At 65.1% G+C, this 15,921-nt stretch carries 21 protein-coding genes; 8 read left to right on the plus strand and 13 right to left on the minus strand.

Going from position 1 to position 15,921, the window contains the following annotated elements; translation table 11 throughout:
- Positions 1 to 59 precede the first annotated feature (59 nt).
- Both AC5RWX_RS10300 and AC5RWX_RS10305 read left to right on the plus strand, forming a co-directional pair.
- Complete coding sequence (locus tag AC5RWX_RS10300) at positions 60 to 731, plus strand: TetR family transcriptional regulator (protein ID WP_494097374.1); 672 nt, start codon at positions 60 to 62, stop codon at positions 729 to 731.
- A 129-nt stretch (positions 732 to 860) separates the two neighbouring features.
- Complete coding sequence (locus AC5RWX_RS10305) at positions 861 to 1,259, plus strand: YchJ family protein (RefSeq protein ID WP_494097375.1); 399 nt, start codon at positions 861 to 863, stop codon at positions 1,257 to 1,259.
- 40 nt (positions 1,260 to 1,299) lie between these two features.
- On the opposite strand, the gene AC5RWX_RS10310 is transcribed toward AC5RWX_RS10305, so the two are convergent.
- The 3 genes from AC5RWX_RS10310 to AC5RWX_RS10320 form a co-directional block, all read right to left on the minus strand.
- Positions 1,300 to 1,650: a DUF202 domain-containing protein gene (locus tag AC5RWX_RS10310; RefSeq protein WP_494078095.1), complete on the minus strand. Its 351-nt coding sequence runs from the start codon at positions 1,648 to 1,650 to the stop codon at positions 1,300 to 1,302.
- On the minus strand, positions 1,650 to 2,048 hold the full coding sequence (locus AC5RWX_RS10315) for a YidH family protein (RefSeq protein ID WP_493941810.1): 399 nt from the start codon (positions 2,046 to 2,048) through the stop codon (positions 1,650 to 1,652). The genes AC5RWX_RS10310 and AC5RWX_RS10315 overlap by 1 nt, the downstream gene beginning before the upstream one ends.
- Before the next feature lie 204 nt (positions 2,049 to 2,252).
- Positions 2,253 to 2,567, minus strand: a complete 315-nt coding sequence (locus tag AC5RWX_RS10320) for a hypothetical protein (RefSeq protein WP_493941809.1) — start codon at positions 2,565 to 2,567, stop codon at positions 2,253 to 2,255.
- Positions 2,568 to 2,677: 110 nt separating this feature from the next.
- Here AC5RWX_RS10320 and AC5RWX_RS10325 point away from each other — a divergent pair, with 110 nt between their 5' ends.
- On the plus strand, positions 2,678 to 3,154 hold the full coding sequence (locus AC5RWX_RS10325; RefSeq protein ID WP_494063175.1) for an acyl-CoA thioesterase: 477 nt from the start codon (positions 2,678 to 2,680) through the stop codon (positions 3,152 to 3,154).
- Positions 3,155 to 3,201: 47 nt separating this feature from the next.
- On the opposite strand, the gene AC5RWX_RS10330 is transcribed toward AC5RWX_RS10325, so the two are convergent.
- The 3 genes from AC5RWX_RS10330 to AC5RWX_RS10340 form a co-directional block, all read right to left on the minus strand.
- A complete protein-coding gene (locus tag AC5RWX_RS10330) occupies positions 3,202 to 4,068 on the minus strand; it encodes a class II glutamine amidotransferase (RefSeq protein ID WP_494097449.1) in 867 nt (288 codons plus the stop codon).
- 79 nt (positions 4,069 to 4,147) lie between these two features.
- On the minus strand, positions 4,148 to 4,684 hold the full coding sequence (locus AC5RWX_RS10335; protein ID WP_494097376.1) for a hypothetical protein: 537 nt from the start codon (positions 4,682 to 4,684) through the stop codon (positions 4,148 to 4,150).
- Positions 4,681 to 5,109, minus strand: coding sequence for a MarR family winged helix-turn-helix transcriptional regulator (locus AC5RWX_RS10340; protein WP_494097377.1), 429 nt, complete (start codon positions 5,107 to 5,109; stop codon positions 4,681 to 4,683). The genes AC5RWX_RS10335 and AC5RWX_RS10340 overlap by 4 nt, the downstream gene beginning before the upstream one ends.
- Before the next feature lie 154 nt (positions 5,110 to 5,263).
- Here AC5RWX_RS10340 and AC5RWX_RS10345 point away from each other — a divergent pair, with 154 nt between their 5' ends.
- On the plus strand, positions 5,264 to 5,773 hold the full coding sequence (locus AC5RWX_RS10345) for a helix-turn-helix domain-containing protein (RefSeq protein ID WP_494097378.1): 510 nt from the start codon (positions 5,264 to 5,266) through the stop codon (positions 5,771 to 5,773).
- Positions 5,774 to 5,985: 212 nt separating this feature from the next.
- On the opposite strand, the gene AC5RWX_RS10350 is transcribed toward AC5RWX_RS10345, so the two are convergent.
- Together AC5RWX_RS10350 and AC5RWX_RS10355 are read right to left on the minus strand one after the other, a co-directional pair.
- A complete protein-coding gene (locus tag AC5RWX_RS10350) occupies positions 5,986 to 6,414 on the minus strand; it encodes a DoxX family protein (RefSeq protein ID WP_493941804.1) in 429 nt (142 codons plus the stop codon).
- Between the two features lie 192 nt (positions 6,415 to 6,606).
- Positions 6,607 to 7,221: a GyrI-like domain-containing protein gene (locus tag AC5RWX_RS10355; protein WP_494097379.1), complete on the minus strand. Its 615-nt coding sequence runs from the start codon at positions 7,219 to 7,221 to the stop codon at positions 6,607 to 6,609.
- A 67-nt stretch (positions 7,222 to 7,288) separates the two neighbouring features.
- On the opposite strand from AC5RWX_RS10355, the gene AC5RWX_RS10360 reads away from it, so the two are divergent.
- Entirely contained in the window at positions 7,289 to 8,038 is a 750-nt protein-coding gene (locus tag AC5RWX_RS10360) for a M50 family metallopeptidase (protein WP_493941802.1), read from the plus strand.
- A gap of 372 nt (positions 8,039 to 8,410) precedes the next feature.
- Entirely contained in the window at positions 8,411 to 8,713 is a 303-nt protein-coding gene (locus AC5RWX_RS10365; protein ID WP_127513562.1) for a DUF4193 domain-containing protein, read from the plus strand.
- 85 nt (positions 8,714 to 8,798) lie between these two features.
- On the opposite strand, the gene AC5RWX_RS10370 is transcribed toward AC5RWX_RS10365, so the two are convergent.
- The 3 genes from AC5RWX_RS10370 to AC5RWX_RS10380 all read right to left on the minus strand — a co-directional run bounded on the left by AC5RWX_RS10370 (position 8,799) and on the right by AC5RWX_RS10380 (position 10,790).
- A complete protein-coding gene (locus AC5RWX_RS10370) occupies positions 8,799 to 9,449 on the minus strand; it encodes an SDR family oxidoreductase (RefSeq protein WP_493941801.1) in 651 nt (216 codons plus the stop codon).
- A 109-nt stretch (positions 9,450 to 9,558) separates the two neighbouring features.
- Positions 9,559 to 10,380: a family 1 encapsulin nanocompartment shell protein gene (locus AC5RWX_RS10375; protein ID WP_493941800.1), complete on the minus strand. Its 822-nt coding sequence runs from the start codon at positions 10,378 to 10,380 to the stop codon at positions 9,559 to 9,561.
- A complete protein-coding gene (locus AC5RWX_RS10380) occupies positions 10,377 to 10,790 on the minus strand; it encodes a ferritin family protein (protein ID WP_493941799.1) in 414 nt (137 codons plus the stop codon). The genes AC5RWX_RS10375 and AC5RWX_RS10380 overlap by 4 nt, the downstream gene beginning before the upstream one ends.
- A 357-nt stretch (positions 10,791 to 11,147) precedes the next feature.
- Between AC5RWX_RS10380 and AC5RWX_RS10385 the strand changes: the two genes are divergently transcribed.
- Together AC5RWX_RS10385 and AC5RWX_RS10390 are read left to right on the plus strand one after the other, a co-directional pair.
- Positions 11,148 to 11,525, plus strand: coding sequence for a DUF3040 domain-containing protein (locus AC5RWX_RS10385; RefSeq protein ID WP_494097380.1), 378 nt, complete (start codon positions 11,148 to 11,150; stop codon positions 11,523 to 11,525).
- A gap of 120 nt (positions 11,526 to 11,645) precedes the next feature.
- Positions 11,646 to 12,002: a hypothetical protein gene (locus AC5RWX_RS10390; RefSeq protein WP_494097381.1), complete on the plus strand. Its 357-nt coding sequence runs from the start codon at positions 11,646 to 11,648 to the stop codon at positions 12,000 to 12,002.
- Positions 12,003 to 12,080: 78 nt separating this feature from the next.
- Here the strand turns inward: AC5RWX_RS10390 and AC5RWX_RS10395 are convergent, their stop codons facing one another.
- Positions 12,081 to 13,919, minus strand: a complete 1,839-nt coding sequence (locus tag AC5RWX_RS10395) for an HNH endonuclease signature motif containing protein (RefSeq protein WP_494097382.1) — start codon at positions 13,917 to 13,919, stop codon at positions 12,081 to 12,083.
- 393 nt (positions 13,920 to 14,312) lie between these two features.
- Positions 14,313 to 15,836: an MDR family MFS transporter gene (locus AC5RWX_RS10400; RefSeq protein ID WP_494097383.1), complete on the minus strand. Its 1,524-nt coding sequence runs from the start codon at positions 15,834 to 15,836 to the stop codon at positions 14,313 to 14,315.
- Positions 15,837 to 15,921 lie beyond the last annotated feature (85 nt).

The raw sequence follows: 15,921 nt of genomic DNA on the forward strand, positions 1-15,921 counted from the left end.
GGCAGATACTGCCACATTGGCAGCTAATACTCAAATATTGGGGTATCTTGGAAGCTGCTATGCCACAGAAATCGCCGATCAGCGGCGCTTCCAGAACCGATGTGCCCGGCCCTTCCACGGCTGAGCTCCCTGCTGCTGCACCCGGATTGAGGGAGCGACGGCGGCGCCAGACCCGGATCGAAATCAGTGAGGCGGCGCTGCGCCTGTTCCAGGAGTACGGCGTTGATGCCACCACCGTGGACGGCATAGCCAACGCCGCCGGAATCTCCCAGCGCACGTTCTTCCGCTACTTCACCAGCAAGGAAGAGGCAGCGCTGCCGGCCCACCAGGACTTCGACGCCGCGCTTGAAGCCGGGCTGCTGACCATCGACCCCACGGGCAATCCGCGCGAAGAGCTGGAGCGTGTTTATCAGCAGGTGATGCAGGGGTACGCGGACAACGATGCTCCGCAGGCCCGCAGCATGTTGCTGGTCAACCAGCTCATCCGCAAGGAACCGCTGCTGAAGGCGGCCCTGCTCAAGCACAATGCCACCCGCACCACGGGGCTGGTGGATGCCCTGATGGACAGGTTCGGCCACGCCGGCGTCAGCGATCTGCAGATCAGGCTCGCCTTCGAGACCTGCGCGGCGGTGGTCCGGGTGGCCTTCGAAGTCTGGGTGACCCGGCGCGAGGCGGGCCGGAACGACAGCCTGCCTGACATTTACGCCTCCGCCCGGCAGTTGGCCCACTGACATGCGGTCCGAGCGGAACGCCCGGTCCTTCGTGCGTCGCGCGGAGCGGGCCGGCTGTCACGAAGCAGACAGCTGGCATCGCGAGCACGTCGCCAGCAGCTGGGCCGAGCCGTGCGTGGCGGTGGCCTCATGAGGGCTCTTGGATCCGCCACCGCCTGTCCGTGCCAGAGCGGCCGGACGTACGGGGAGTGCTGCGGGCCGCTGCACCGCGGGGACGCGGAGGCATCGACGGCGGAAGCTCTGATGCGCTCGCGCTACACAGCGTTTGTGACAGGCGACGTTGACTATCTGCTGCGTACCTGGCACCCGGAAACACGGCCGGCGAGCCTTGAACTGGATCCTGCGCTGGCGTGGACCGGACTGCAGATCCTGAGAACCGTGCGCGGCGGCGAAGCGGACCGCGCGGGCACGGTGGAGTTCCGGGCTACCTACCGCGAAGGCGGCCAAGACCGGGCGCAACAGGAGAAGAGCACGTTCGTTCGCGAGGACGGCCGCTGGGTCTACCGCGACGCCCTGTCACTGTCCTGACTCCCGCCGCCCGCCTGCGGGCGCGCGCCGCCGTCGTTCATCAGTCCAAGGCCAGGAACAGGACCGCGTAGATGCCGAGCGCGCCGAGCACCACCACGCTGCCGGCAACCCAGGCGGCCGCGGCGGCGTCGGCGTGGATCCTTTCGTTGGCGATGCCGGAGACTGCCCGACGGTAGCGCAGCTTCTGGGTGAGGTAGATGCCCAAGGCCGTGCACAACGCAACGGTCACGAGCGTTGCCGTGAACCAGCCGTATTCCGGAAACCAGCGCAGGAACATGGCCGTCGCTACGATCATGGCCAGGGTGGTCCGGCTCCAGGCCAGCGACGTGCGCTCGGGTTGTAGGCCGGCATCGTGGTGCTCCGGCTCGGGGGCGGGACGGCCGCGTCGCATCACGTCTGCCGCAGGAGGACGAAGACCAGCAGCAGCGCCGCCACCACGCCGCCGCCAATGGCCAGAATCGGGGCAATCAGCGGCAGCGGCAGGGGAGTCTTGTGCCGCATGGACCGTTCGATATTCAGCCAGCGGAAAAAGGAACCGCAGCCGATCGCCATTGCCAGTACCAGGAGCACGACGGCGATGGTCGTGCGGATCTCCGGAACGAAAATGTCGGTGGTGAAGGCCTCCACTGCGATGCCGCCCGCCACCAGGGCGAGCGACGTGCGGATCCACGCGAGGAACGTGCGCTCGTTGGCCAGCGTGAACCGCGGATCGGGCTCGGTGCCGCCGCGGAGCAGTTTGGCGGCGAACTTGCCGCGTTCCGGACGGGGTGAAGGCGATGAAGTAGGCACGGCTTCATGGTAGTCATCTCCGCGGCAGGGCGGCGTTCATGACGGCCACGTCGGGCCCCCGCGCCCGGCGCAAGTGCGAACTCGAGCCTGCGGACGAGCGACCCCGCGCCGGCCCATGAACGACCCCGCGCACGAATCCGTCCGCTGCACGAGCGAACCCGCGCACGCACGAACCCACCGCAGCGCCCGGCAGAGAGTGCGTGGCTACGCCGCCGGACGGTCCCCGTCGTCGAACTCTGGGTCCATCCTCGTCACGGTGAAGAAGCGGTTTCCCGCACCCTTGCGTGAACTCGGCACCAAAAGTTTGGAGTATTTCTCGCACCACTGGGCGGTGCCGGGGGAATCTGCCGTCGCCGCAGCGATGGCGTCGATGTTGTCGGACCAGCCCAGGACGCGCTCGCCCTCGAGGCAGAACTGAATGAGGCCCAGCTGGGTATCAACATGGAGTTCGACGTCCACCCAAACGTCGAAACCCGGTACCGTGCTGGCTGTATCTTCTGTTTCGTATGTATTCATCATGAGACTTGTGTTGCGCATCACACTATGCGGCGCCCTCCTACTATAGGGTTCCGGATCAGGAATGCCAAACAGCATCCACCGGGTAAACGGCCGGTAAAGTAAATCGGGCCATGACCGAGACACCTTCCGCCCAGCGCCTGTCCTGCAACGTCCCGATGCGTTGGGGCGACATGGATGCCTACGGGCACATCAACAATGTGGAGATCCTGCGGATCCTGGAGGAAGCGCGCATCCACGCGTTCGGCCCGCCGGCGGGAACCGGTGGACCCGGACTCGAGGTGGACCTGCCGGTCTTTTCCGATTTGCCGGAATCCACCCAGGCGCTGGTGGCCGAGCACAGGGTCAAGTACGTCCGGCCGCTGAACTACCGCAACATCCCGGCCCACGTGGAGGTCTGGATCAGCGCGATCAAGGGTGCCAGCCTGACCATCGCGTACATGATCATGGACCCGGTGACCGCGGAGCAATGCGTGCTGGCCGAAACCACGCTGGCGTTCTTCCACACCGACTCCGGCCGCCTGCTGCGCCTGAGCGACCGCCAGCGGCAGATCCTGGAACCCTACCTGGGCGAGTCCAACTTCCGCTGAAACAACGACGGCGGTGGCCGGCTGTGGAGCGCCGCACACCTTCAACATCAGTCGGGTCGTTGGCTGACGGCATGCCGGCCCAGCTCGGACAGTGCCAGCGGAAACATGGGGCTGGGCGGGAAGGGCTTGCTCGATTCGACGCGCAGGTCCGGACCAATGCAGACCATTTCCCCCGGCTCCATCAGCCGCCAGCCGGCTTCGCCGTCCATGACTTCACTGGCAACCACCACGCCGGGATACCGTGCCAGGTCGGGAAACTGCGCCCGGATGCGGTTGCTGCGGGCGTGGAGTTGGTTTTGGCTTTGAGGATCGTCGGCGGTGCGCTCCAAGATGTACAGCTCGTTGGTGTCTGGATAGCGCAGCGCCCACATATGGTTTGGCGTCGTCATCACCATGTTCAGGCTGTAGAGCGGCAAGGTGTCGATGATCCAGCCCAGCGCGGCGGTGATGCCCTGGACGACGTCGCCACGGTTGCGGCGTGTTTCCGCCGTGATCAGCGCGAAGATCCGTTCGCTGTCGGTCTGGCCGCGCACCAGTGACGCAGCGCCAAGTCGCTGCAGCCGCTCATCCAGCAGTTCCATGCCGCGGCAGACGCCGTTGTGCGCGAACAACCGGCCGTCCTGCTCGAAGGGGTGGGTGTTGGCAACGGAGGCCTTGCTGCCCGACGAATACCGGACATGGGCGAGGAAGGTGGAGGAGGTGAAGTCCCGGGCCGCGAGTTCGAACGTCCGCCCGCGCCACGCTGATTCGGCTTGCCGGCTGACAATCGGGGCGCCGAGCGACGTGAAGATGCCGATGCCCGCTCCATCGGGTTGGTGCCTGCCCTGCTCGGACAGGCTGTCCGGTGCGTCCAGGAGCCAGAAGGTGGCATGGACCCGGTGTCGGCCCGCATGGAGTCCAAACAACCTGCACATCGTGTTGCCCCCCGTCTTGTCGCGGTGGTCCGTTGCCCGGTCCATCGCCGGCTATCAGCTGGCCGCGCTGGCGTGCCCTTTATCCGTCCCTTCGCAAGGACTGCCCGGAGACCGCCAGAGCTTCTGTGAGAATCCGTACCGCCTTAGGTCCGACGCCGTGCAGGGCCAGGAGTTCGGCCTGGCTGTGGCGGGCCACCGTGTCCAAGTCGGTAATGCCGGCCGAAACCAGGGCGCGGGTGGCCGGTCCGCCGATCGCCGGCAGTGCGTGCGGCTTGGCCCCGGAATCTGCGGCTTCGAGCTGCGCGGCCAGGTGTTTTGGGGCACAACATAGCCAGGACCGGCGAAGTAGCCAGTTAAGGTCCTTGCCGTTGATGTCAGCCAGTGGCAGGCGAATGCCGAGTGGCGTTCCCTTGTCCAGCGCCCGCCCGGCTGTCGGATGGGCAGCCAAGGCGGCATCGGCGTCGTCGTTGGTCAGATGTAGCTGGAGCAGGCCGTCCTGTGTCAGCGACGCAAACTCCTCCTGCAGGACGGAGAAAACGACCATCCCGGACTGCGTCGCCTCGGCCGTTTCCGGCAGGGCCAGCGCGCTTTTTCGCAGTTGGGTCGGCGTGGTCATGGTTCCGGGTTGTCCCAGCCGAGATTCCGCGCGATGCGTTCTAGGACATCGAGGGTTGCATCGTACTCGTCGACGCTGATGCCTTGGGCAAGAACGTCCCGCTTGCGGTCAACCACGTCGCCGAGCGAGGCCAGGCTGGCCCGGCCGGTGTCGGTCAGCGCGTAGTGGCCGTCGGTGGAACTTATCCAGCCGCTTTCCACCAGCTCTTCCACCGGCGCCAGCGGCCCTTCGTCTTCGGTTTCCGGGATGAATGGGCCCAGCGCTTCCGTGAGCTCCTCGGCGGTGGACGGCTTGTCCGCCAACAGGTTCATCATTTGCCACTGCCGGCGCGTGATGCCGTGTTCCTCCATAATCTCGTTGAACTGCTCGTCGATCAGCCGGTCAAGGAGCTTCAGCCAAAATCCGATAGGTCGTAGAGGTGCCATGCCGCCACCCTACAAGGATGACCTCATACTGATCGACAAAAAACGTGGAACCCGCCGGGGAATTGGTGCGGAACCCTTTTCTGCCGTCAGCAGACCATGCTGACTCCTGTGCCGCAGGTTTCTACGATGGAACCAGCCAGGAGGGAGTTCCATCGTGCTCGAACTTCAAAAGCTTCATCGCGATCCCGTTTCCGGACCGGCGCCGCTGCTGCGGGACGTCTACGGGGCCGTGCTGCGCAGGGAACGCCGTCGCCAGCATCGCACGCTTGACGACGTTGCCACCCGCGCCGGGGTGTCCATCCAATACCTGTCGGAGATTGAACGCGGGCTTAAAGAGGCCTCTTCGGAGATCCTCGCCGCGGTTTGCGCGTCATTGGGCTCCGTGCTGGCTGCGTTCCTGGCCGCGGCGCACCGTGAACTGGCTGCCTCCGAGCGCCGGCCGGTACTTGACCTGACCCGACCGGTTCCGCCGAATACGTTGACGTCTGCCGCATTCCGGTCCGGCATCGGCTCAGAACTGGATCCAGGCGCAGAACCGGGCCCTGGTACAGAATTGCGCCTCGGTGCAGAACCGGGCCCAGGTACAGAATTGGGCCCCGGTCTAGAGCCGGACCCGGGCACCCAGACGGCGCGGTCGCCGTCGTCCTTCTTGACGGCCGCGTAGGCCCGACCGTCACAGCTACCGGCGGCTCGTTCCTGCGCCTAGACACAGGGGCTAGCGGCTAACCCTTGCGGGCAGGGGCCACGGCGGCCCGGGCAGCGAGTTTGGCGCCCGTTCTGTTTGAGCCGCGGGTCGGTTGTGCGCGGACAGCACAACGGGCAGGTGCGGCCTTTGCGGCTGCGCCTGCCCGTTGGGAATTGCGGGTGTGGCGTGGGTTAGGCCATGGCCGCCAGCTTGGTCTTGCCGAAGACGGCGCGGTCAACCGAGATTCGGCCGGGCCCGACCAGGGCCAGCGCGAGTGCGGCAGCGCCGAGCAGCAGCACCAGTTCGTAGCCACCGCCATCGACGAAGACGCCGGCGGAAGCGTGAACCAGCACCAGGGCGCCGATCATGTCCAGCGCCAGCAGGGCTGCGACCACGCGGGTCAGCACGCCGAGAATCAGGGCAATGCCGCCGCCCAGTTCCAGGCCGGCGACGATCGGGGCCGCGATGTCGGCGGCCGGGACGCCCATCTGGCCAAACGCGGCCTGGGTGCCGGCAATGGTCCATTCGTTGAACTTCTGCCAGCCGTGGGCTGCGAAGAGGAAGCCCAAAACTACGCGGAGCACGGTACGTGCGGTGGTGGTCATAGCGGAATTGGTCATGATGTTGTCACCGTTTCGATGGTCAGGGGAACTCGGCCGTCTTGAACGAGCGATAAGCATCAGGAGGTTGACGCTTCAACTAAATAGTGACAGCAATTATGTTGAAGTGTCAACTTTCGCGAATGCGGCCGCCATCCGCGGGGCCGTCGCCCAAGTGCGGACTCGGTCGCTAGGCGCGGGCGGACTCGGCTACTAAGCCCGGCGGACCGGCTGGCGCAGGATGGTCTTGAGCTTGGCCGGCTCAGTCTTGCGGGCATCGCTGAGGTAGATCTCGTGGTGCCGACCCACCCGCTCCAGTTTGTTCGCCGGCAGATATTCATCGTGCAGCCTGGCCAGCACGGGTCCTTCGTCGTCGTACGGGCCCACATGCATGACCTGGACGCTCAGCCCTTCATCCAGCGACCCGAGCCGGAGCGAGTCCACGGCGGGAAGTTCCTTCTTGGCCGCTGCTTGCCGTATCGCATCTTTGACGTGGTCCGGTCCTAGCCAATCAGGCTGGCGGATCATCAGCGTCCACGACCACTCGTCCTTGGCTCGACGGGTGAAGGCGGACATGTCGTTGGCCCACCACAGGCCTTCCAGCGGGCCGACCACATAGTCGCGGTCGAACTGTTTCTTGCTGGCGAACTTCAACGTGTAGGAGACGGAATACAGAGCTTCGATCATTTGGCCGTACCACTCGGAGGTGTTCGGGTTGCCGTGGCCGTCTGCCTCCAGAAACTGCATCGGTGGAACGGTGACCAAGCGGAAATCCTTGCCGGGGGAGTAGAGCTCCTTCTGGTCCTTCTTGAAATCAAGCTTGTCCATGTTTGCTTTCAGGAGTGGGGGAATGTGGTCTAGTTATATCGCGTAGTCACGGCTGAGACGAGGGAAAATGCTGCAGCAGTTCGCCGCCGAATGGTGGGGCAGGATCACTGACGGATTCACGCGCGGCGAACCGCTCGAAACCGGAATCCTGGAACTGGCGCTGATCCTGGCTGTTGCGTTGGTCTTGTCGGTCCCGCGGGGCAGCTGGCGGTACTTCGGGTTGTTCGTCACGGCGGTCCATGAGCTTGGACACGCTTTCGCGGCGCTGACCACTGGTCGACTGGTGCGCGGAATTCATTTGCGGTTCGACCAATCCGGGGCGATGATCAGCCGCGGGGCAGGCCCTGCCTCGGCTGCCTGGGCGGGCTTCTGGGGATACCCGGTGCCTGCGCTGGTGGGAGCCGTGTTGGTGTGGGCCGCATTCGCGGGATGGTCTGGCGCGGCGCTGTCGGTGAGCGCGCTCCTGCTGCTGGCCACGCTGTTGTTCATCCGAAATCTCGAGGGCATTGTGATCGCCGTGGGACTGGCGGTTGCCTCCCAGTTGCTGGTCTGGTTTGCGCCGGCGGAGTTCCTGGGCCATGTGACTCTGGCCATTGGCATCGGGCTGCTGGTGGGGGCCGTGCGGGACTGGCTGAATCTGCTGAGCGTCCACACACGGCGTCGCCATCAGTTGGCCAATTCTGATGCCTTCATCATCGCCAAACGGACGGGGATTCCTGCCGCGTTCTGGCTGGTCGGGTTCGCCTTGGTGATCTTGGCGTGCTGGGCCGGGGCTGTGGCAACCGTCGCCGGCGTCGGCAATCTGGTGAACCTCTGACCGCCGCCGCGCACTCCTCTCACGGCCGCCGCGCATACCTCTGACCGCCGCCGCACACTCCTCTGACGGCGCTGCACAAACCGCCGACCGCCCGCCGTGGACCGCTCTGACAGTGGCGCGCAAGCCTCCGCTTGTCGGCTGCGCAATCCTCGCACCGCGTGCGTGCACACCCCTTACCCAGCCGCCCGTGGCCGTGGCTTTGCCCACAGTAATTGCGCCTGAACAGCGCGCTGCAGCGGTTCCCGAAGGCCGGGAATTATCGCCCTAGGCGAGACGTTGTTGAAACGATGTTGAATTGTCTGGATGAGCAGCTATGATGGGCGCTCGCAGATACGTCAAAACAAACTAGAGCATCAGGAGTTCTAAACCCGCATGGCAACCGATTACGACGCACCGCGCAACAAGGACGACGACAATAACAATGAGTCGCTCGAAGCCCTTCAGGCCCAGCGCTCCGGTGGTGCGAAGACCGCGCTGATCGACGTCGAGGATTCGGACACCGCCGAGGGCATTGACCTTCCTGGTGCTGATCTCTCCGGCGAAGAACTGGTAGTGCAGGTTGTTCCTCCCCGTGAGGACGAATTCACCTGCTCCTCCTGCTTCCTGGTCCGCCACCGCAGCCAGGTAGCCCGCGAAAAGAACGGCGAGAAGTACTGCCGCGACTGCGAAGGCTAAATCTCAAATTCCGAACCCCGCGCTGGTTGCAGCGCGGGGTTCTGTAGTTAAACCAAAGCAGCGGCCCGCCGGGACCGCACCTGCCTCAGAGCTCGCGGACGGCCTGGCTGATCGGTGTGCTTCCGTTGATGAATTCGATCACTTTCCCGGTGGTGGACGGAACGGCGAGCACCTCTGCCGCGACCAGCGCGACGTCCTCCCGGCTCACCTGCCCGCCTGGCGTTCCCGGCCCGGCCTGGATCTTTCCGGTTGCCGGTTCCAGAGTCAGTGCGCTGGGACCAAGGATCGTCCAGTCCAGCGACGTCGACTTCAGGTACTCGTCCGCGGCCGCCTTCGCCTCGGCGTAGGGGAAGAATGCATTGTCTTCGGGGACTCCATGATCCTTGCCGGCACCCAGGTAGGACACCATGATGTATCGCTGCACGCCGGCGGCCGCCGCGGCATCCATCGACCGGATGGCCGCGTCGCGATCCACTGCATAGGTGCGTTCTGGATTGCCGCCACCGGCACCGGCGGACCAAACAACAGCCTCGTGCCCCCGCAGCTGATCGGCCAACTCCCCAGCCGTGGCGGTCTCGACGTCGACCACTACCGGCGTCGCTCCGGCATCCTGAACATCCACGGCATGGTCCGGATTGCGGATCATCGCAGTGACCTCGTGGCCCTGGCCGGCGAGGATGCGGGAGAGGTGCAGTGCGACCTTGCCGTGGCCGCCAATAATGGCAATGCGGGACATGTGCTTCCTTCCGTTGCGGTCTCCCCAACTTAGGCACGGAGACCGGCCAATCGCCAGTGCCCGGCATGTCTGGAAGTACGACGGCGGTGCTCGCCTCGGCTTTCCTGGCCTAACCGTCGCTGCCGGTCAGATGGATCGCGGCCTCCGGAGTGGCGACCCGGAAGCTGAAGGACTGCTCGATGTACAGATACACGAACTCTTGGTCGTGCCGGTCGTAGCCGAGGGACAGGTCCTGGCCCGACTCGAACAGAAAGTCCCCGCCGCGCAGGCTCATCACTATCGCACCGCGGACCCCTGGCGCCCAGATGATCGGTCCGCTCAGCAGCTTGCGCAGGTGCTCCGAGAGCAGATACCCGCCGCGCTCCGTCGCCTCCACCACCGCGGTGTAATGTCCGGGGCCGAGCGCCAGCCCGAACGGCCCGCCGATGCCCACCTGCAGCAGGGCCGAGACGGCCTTGGCCACGCGCTTGGGGTAGTCGTTGAAGTCTGGCACGCGAGGTATGGGTGCGTGCGGCGTGGCGCTGGTAACGCCGGTGATACCCACCTGCTTCCAACCGTGGAAGACGGCTGAGTTTTCCACAATGGCGATTTGGAGGGCAGCCTCGTCCAGATCGGTGAGGTCCACATCCGCCGCACCTCGATCATGATCCAGCAGTTCCACACGGGAAACCTTAAACGGTGCCCGGACCTCCACCAAAGGGAGCACCCCGCGCCGTCTCACTGCCACGCCGTCCGCAGGTGCCGGCCCGGTCACCCGTTCCGTGCGGCCCAAATTCGTGGCGGAATACTCCCAGCCGAACGGCCCGGCAAAGTCGACCATCTTGCGCGCCCCCAGGGCCACGGTAAGCCGCTCCCTGGCTTCCTGGTCCAACAGCTTCCAGCCGCCGTCGGAAATTGGGGCGTGCTCGCGCAGCAGGTGGTTAGCGGTCATGCGAAGTCCTCCCTGAGGCTGCCGATCCCCAGCGACGAATCCGGGCGATTCGGCCCGCGCGCGGAGTCGCTGACCGGCACTTCAGGGCTAGATCCGGACGCGGCCGCAACCTCGGCGGCGCCGCCGTTGGCCACGATGTCGCCGTCTTGGAACAATGTGCCGCGGGCAATTTGGCGCCACTTCGGCTTGCGCCGCAGCAGGAACTCCAAGTCCATGCTGAAATGCTTGAACTCCTCGGCCAGGGAGTCCTCCATGATGGCGACCGACTCCGGATCCTTTTCCAGCGACATTCGTTGCTCGTACCAGCCGATCGCCTCGGCTTCCTCGGTCAGATTCGCGCACATCCGCGCGAACGTCCGCGTCTCGGCGGAGAGTTCTTGGGCGGGTTCGTGATACTGGTCAAAGCCCATCTGGATTCCTCCGTGAGGTTGTGCCTCTGAGTCAGCGTAGCCACGGCCCAGCCACCTGACTACCCCTGACGACGGCGGAGCACGGCTGGTTCCGGGAAGCTCGGCTGGGGTGCGGGCCAAGCAGCCCCGCCGGCTCATCGGGACCGGCGACCTTGGCATTTACCCCGGTGCCAGCGGGCGGAACCGGCCTCGGATTCCAAGCTGCACTGGCTCTCGGCGTAACAGTTTGAAACCGACTGTTGTGCCGGCTTTGATTTTCATACTCTAAAGGCCCTTAGCAGTTGCCCCACCGGGAGATTCCCATGAACAACCACACGCAGGTGCCCGCGTCCTTGACAGAACGGGCCGGCACCAACGATGAAACTTTCTGACGCAGAACAGCGTGAGCTAGCCAGAATTGAACGGCATCTCGCCATCGAAAATCCGGTGTTGGCCCGGATGCTGTCGATGCCGGGAAGGCCATGGCCAACTGGGACCCGGCATCCAAGCGAGACGGAACCGCCGGGCGACACCGGAGCGGTAATCACCCTGTCGCTGCCGATCGTCGGCCAGCAGACCCCACCGTGGCCGGAACAGCCGCAGCCGTCATCGAAACGGCGCAGTTTGGGTCGCTGGATGATGGTTTCCGGAGTGGCAGCGGTGGCTGCAGGTCTTGTGACTGGGACCGTCGCCGTCGCCGTTGGCGGTTTCCTGCTTATCGCTGCCGGCAAATACACAGCCGACGTCCAGAACTGAGCGCTGCAACACCAGTGCCCTACATCAGGGCGGCGCTCAGAGCAGCATCCCCCTGAATGAGGGAAAGCGAGTGCCTCATAGTAAAGTTGCGGGGTGATTCGTCGATACTCTGCTCTGCTGATGCTCCCGCTCGTGGCCCTGGTCGCCACCGGTTGTGGACAGATCGAACAGGCCGCCTCCGACGCAGCCGACCAGGCTGCCAACGCTGCTTCCGAAGCCGTCAGCCAAGCCGCGTCCGATTTGGCCAACGCCGCTGTCGGAGAAGCGGTCAAGCAGGCGTGCGCTCCGATCCGCGACGGTAAGGTCGGTGCGGAGGAGAAGCAGTTGCTCGGCGGACTGGTTTCGGCCGCAGACGCCGCCGGCGTTCCCGCCGAGATCACCGGCCCGATGTCGCAAATCGCCGAATCCGGCGACCAGATTCCGGCCGAAACCGTCGCCTCCATGCAAAAGGCCTGCGACGACTACAGCGCTGGCTAAAGTTCCATCTGCCCGCACCTAGTCATCGTGCGGGTCGAAGGTTCCGACGGCACCTCATTGCCGGTTGGCCCAGCGCCCTTAGAACGGGGGAGTTTGCGGCTGCTCCGGCCACCCGCGAAATGGGCTGGAACGTCCGCCTGGGCCGTCACCTTCTGCGACGGAGTCCAAGCCGATATCAAGTTCTGCTTGCATCGCCCGCCTAAGTGAATCTGGATGGTCGACGGGTGTTCCTCGAACGCCCGCGTCAGGACCACCCAAGTCTCCCCGAGGTGGGTACGCGGGCTGCCCGGACTTGGTGCCAGGCAGGGCCGTCTCGGGTAGTCGTTCGGGCAGTTGGGCGTCCTTGAGCCAGACGTGGTTGCGTAGTGGTTTTTGTGCCGGATCAATGGCGGGCGGCGGGAAGAACCAGGGGACGCCGTTGATGACCTTGATCCGCCAGTCTCCTTCGTGGATGAGGTGGTGGTGGCTGCACAGCATTACGCCGTTGTCGGTGGATGTTGGGCCGCCCTTTTCAAACCACTGGATGTGGTGCACTTCCGTCCAGGGCGACGGGGCGCTGCAGCCGGGGAAGGCGCAGCCGCCGTCCCTGGCGATGATTGCCAGCCGCATGTACTTCGGAAACAGCCGCTGCGATTGGCCGACGTCGAGGATCACGCCCATGCCGGCGAGGACCACCGGGATGATGTCCGCATCGCAGGCTATCCGGCGGATGGTCTTCGCGCTCAGCGGTCCGGAGAAAGTGCTGGTTCCGGGGCGGCCGAGGTCGGAGGCCAGGTCTTTGTAGTCGATGGTGGCCAGCAGCTGGGGACGGCGTCCGCCGGCTGCCGGCAGCAGATCCGTGGTCAGCGCGACCTTGCAGGCACCGATAAGCCCGTCCAGTTGTTTTTGCTGCCGGGTGCGCCCGTCTGTAGGCACCGAATCGGCTGAAGCATCAGGACCCGTATCGTGTCCGTGATCCCGGTCCGCAGTGCCGCATGTGTCAGTGGGACCGGCATTGGGGGCGGATTCCTCGGCTGCAGGGGCCGTCTGGCTCTTGTCGATGACGTCGGCCGCAGTCTCGTTACTGAGGGCGTTGACCGCGTCGGCGGCGTCGTAACCTACCGTCCCGGCTGTGGCTGTCCCGTCCCGCAATCTAGGGTTGGTGGCCGTGTTGTAGATCGTGGCCAGGACCTCGTTTTGCTCATCGGTGGCGTTGATCTCGTAGCAGTGCAGTCCGTTGCGCCGGCCCCGGTAAAACAAGCCCTGCCGTGATTTCAGATCGGCCGGACCGGGATCGGCCCCGGCGGGGTTGAGTCCGCCCTCCCACTGCCTAATCAGGAGCCGCAGTGAATCGACGTCGTAATCGGAAGCATGCTTGACCAGTGCCTCTTCCATCTTGCGTAGCTGCTCCGGATCGGCGGTGCGGCGCAGGTCATCGATGGCCTTGCGGATCAAATCGGCGGCTTGGCCGGAAACCATCCCCTCATCCAACGCGCGGGCGAGCACCGGCAACCGCGGCGGGGGAACAGGCGTGCCCTCGGCCACCGGCTTGGCTTCGGTGGCCTCCGCTAGCTGGAACCGACGCGCCGCTTCCTGCCGGGCAATGCCCAGCTTCGCCCGGAGGTAGTCCTCGTTCGACTTGTACGCGCCGTGCTTGCGACGATTCGGTTCGTCGGGGTCGTGGGGCGTGTCCGTTTCTCCGACGGCAGCGATGTTCTGGGCCTTGATGATGCGGGCCAGGATGAGCTGGGTTTGGGATACGGTATTGGCCAGCTCTTCAACCTGTTCTGCCGTCCGGGCTACGGACTTTGTGCTGCGCGTCAGCCCGCCGTTCCGAAGCCGGCCGTTCAACCCAGTAATTTCGGCGCGCAGCCGGTCCAGCAGAGCGGACTCATCCTGGTCTGCTCCCGGAGCCTCATCCAGCGCCTCGATCGCCATAGATCCAGCCTATGCAGCGCGCGTACAGGCGAGCAGAACCAGGAACTCATAGGTGGATAAGGTGGCCGACATAGGTACTTGTGGAGGTGGAGTGCCCGCAGCAGGAACCTGTGGAGGGCGAGTGCCGGCGATGGGTGACCAAAACGGGTGCCTAGCAAGCGTGAAGAACCGTTTCGTGGCGCCACTCCCACAACAGTGTAGGTGAGCAACCACCTCATGAAGGTGCGGCGGGCGCAGCCCCAGCAGACTTAGTGCGCGGTGGCGCGCCCAACCAGACTTTGTGCGCGGTGCGCACCCAACCAGACTTTGTGCGCGGTGGCGCACCCAACCAGGTTGTGCGCGGTGGCGCAGCCCCAGCAGGCTTAGCGAACGCGGCGGCGCACCCAACCAGCCTCAGTGCGCGACCGGCGCACCTTTCCGGGCAACCTCGGCCGGTTCTTCGACCGGCTTCCGGATGAAGAACGCGGCAATCACGGCCACCACGGAGATGATCGCTCCCGCCAGGAAGGCAGCACGCACGCCCCCGGCCACCGCCTTCGTCGTTTCCGCGCCGCCGGCGGCAAGCGCAGCGGTCTGCATGGACATCACGGTAACGAACATGGCGGTGCCGGCCGCACCCGCCACCTGCTGCACGGTGCCGATGATCGCGCTTCCATGCGAGTACAGTGGCCGCCGGACTGAGCCCAAACCGGCTGTGAACAACGGCGTGAACAGCAGCGCCAGGCCCAGGCTGAGTACGAGGTGCGCGGCCAGCAGAGTCATCGGCGCGGTGTTCTCGGTGACCGTGGACAAATACCAGAGCACGGCGCTGACCAGTACTGTTCCCGGCACCAACAGCACCGTCGGTCCGAACTTGTCGTACAGTCGGCCGACGGGCGGGGCCAGCAGGCCCATCAGCAACCCGCCCGGCAGCAGCATCAGGCCGATCTTCAGCGGTTCCAGCCCCAAAACCTGCTGCATATATATAGGGAGCAAAATGATGGTGCCGAACAGCGCCGCCATGCTCACGGCCATCAGCCCCACGGACATGGAGAAGTTGACGACGCGGAAGGGCCGCAGGTCCAGCAGCGCCTTGTCCGAGCGCTGCAGCCGCACCTGGCGCAGCAGGAACACCAGCAGCGCCACTCCGCCGGCCGCAAACGCGACCCACATCGCGGCACCCGAAGTGGGCTCCGCCGTCGTTGTTCCTCCGGAACCCACCTGGCTGAGGCCGTAAATCAGCCCGCCGAAGCCAATGGCGGAGAGCACCACGGACGGCACGTCCAGCGGAACCTGCCTGGGCTCGCTGACGTTCTGGATCTTCCGGTTGCCGACCAGCAGCATGGTCAGCGCGATCGGCAGCACCAGCCAAAACATCCACCGCCAGGACAGCGCATGCAGGATGAGGCCGGAGATGGTTGGGCCGATCGCCGGTGCCACCGAAATGACAATCGAGACGTTGCCCATGGTTTTCCCGCGGTCCTCCGCTGGCACCAGGTTCATCAGCGTGGTCATCAGCAGCGGCATCATGATGGCCGTGCCCGACGCCTGCACCACCCGCGCCACCAGCAGTACCTCGAAGCCGGGAGCCAGGGCGGCCAGCAGTGTGCCCGACGAGAACAGCAGCATCGCCGCGGTGAAAACCTGCCGCGTGGTGAAACGCTGAAGTAGGAAGCCGGTGACCGGGATGACCACCGCCATGGTCAGCATGAACGCGGTGGTCAGCCATTGGGCCGCGCGGGCGCTGATGTGCAGGTCTTCCATCAGGTCGGTCAAGGCCACGGACATGATGGTCTCGTTCAGGATCACCACAAAAGCGGAAACCAGCAGGATGCCGATCACCTTGCGGTTGCGGCGTGATTCATCTGCCGTCAAGCCGCCGCCCTGGGCCTGCCCGGGCCGCGCCGAGGCACTATTCGTCGACGGTTCATTACTCACGGGAGAATCCTCGGGTGGGAGTGCGTGCTGTTGTGGTCGGCCGCCGAAGGGCCAAGAGCGCCGGCGAAAACGGCGGAATAGTAGT

The organism is Arthrobacter sp. SPT-J7, assembly GCF_059089965.1.

Bases quoted from the DNA above. Each gene is read 5' to 3' on its own strand.
- AC5RWX_RS10355 (WP_494097379.1), bottom strand. From the start codon at position 7,221: ATGGACAAGCTTGATTTCAAGAAGGACCAGAAGGAGCTCTACTCCCCC.
- AC5RWX_RS10310 (WP_494078095.1), bottom strand. From the start codon at position 1,650: ATGCGACGCGGCCGTCCCGCCCCCGAGCCGGAGCACCACGATGCCGGC.
- AC5RWX_RS10395 (WP_494097382.1), bottom strand. From the start codon at position 13,919: ATGGCGATCGAGGCGCTGGATGAGGCTCCGGGAGCAGACCAGGATGAG.
- AC5RWX_RS10335 (WP_494097376.1), bottom strand. From the start codon at position 4,684: ATGACCACGCCGACCCAACTGCGAAAAAGCGCGCTGGCCCTGCCGGAA.
- AC5RWX_RS10385 (WP_494097380.1), top strand. From the start codon at position 11,148: ATGAAACTTTCTGACGCAGAACAGCGTGAGCTAGCCAGAATTGAACGG.
- AC5RWX_RS10340 (WP_494097377.1), bottom strand. From the start codon at position 5,109: ATGGCACCTCTACGACCTATCGGATTTTGGCTGAAGCTCCTTGACCGG.
- AC5RWX_RS10325 (WP_494063175.1), top strand. From the start codon at position 2,678: ATGACCGAGACACCTTCCGCCCAGCGCCTGTCCTGCAACGTCCCGATG.
- AC5RWX_RS10370 (WP_493941801.1), bottom strand. From the start codon at position 9,449: ATGTCCCGCATTGCCATTATTGGCGGCCACGGCAAGGTCGCACTGCAC.
- AC5RWX_RS10390 (WP_494097381.1), top strand. From the start codon at position 11,646: ATGCTCCCGCTCGTGGCCCTGGTCGCCACCGGTTGTGGACAGATCGAA.
- AC5RWX_RS10330 (WP_494097449.1), bottom strand. From the start codon at position 4,068: ATGTGCAGGTTGTTTGGACTCCATGCGGGCCGACACCGGGTCCATGCC.
- AC5RWX_RS10350 (WP_493941804.1), bottom strand. From the start codon at position 6,414: ATGACCAATTCCGCTATGACCACCACCGCACGTACCGTGCTCCGCGTA.
- AC5RWX_RS10380 (WP_493941799.1), bottom strand. From the start codon at position 10,790: ATGGGCTTTGACCAGTATCACGAACCCGCCCAAGAACTCTCCGCCGAG.
- AC5RWX_RS10300 (WP_494097374.1), top strand. From the start codon at position 60: ATGCCACAGAAATCGCCGATCAGCGGCGCTTCCAGAACCGATGTGCCC.
- AC5RWX_RS10305 (WP_494097375.1), top strand. From the start codon at position 861: ATGAGGGCTCTTGGATCCGCCACCGCCTGTCCGTGCCAGAGCGGCCGG.
- AC5RWX_RS10365 (WP_127513562.1), top strand. From the start codon at position 8,411: ATGGCAACCGATTACGACGCACCGCGCAACAAGGACGACGACAATAAC.
- AC5RWX_RS10320 (WP_493941809.1), bottom strand. From the start codon at position 2,567: ATGATGAATACATACGAAACAGAAGATACAGCCAGCACGGTACCGGGT.
- AC5RWX_RS10360 (WP_493941802.1), top strand. From the start codon at position 7,289: ATGCTGCAGCAGTTCGCCGCCGAATGGTGGGGCAGGATCACTGACGGA.
- AC5RWX_RS10375 (WP_493941800.1), bottom strand. From the start codon at position 10,380: ATGACCGCTAACCACCTGCTGCGCGAGCACGCCCCAATTTCCGACGGC.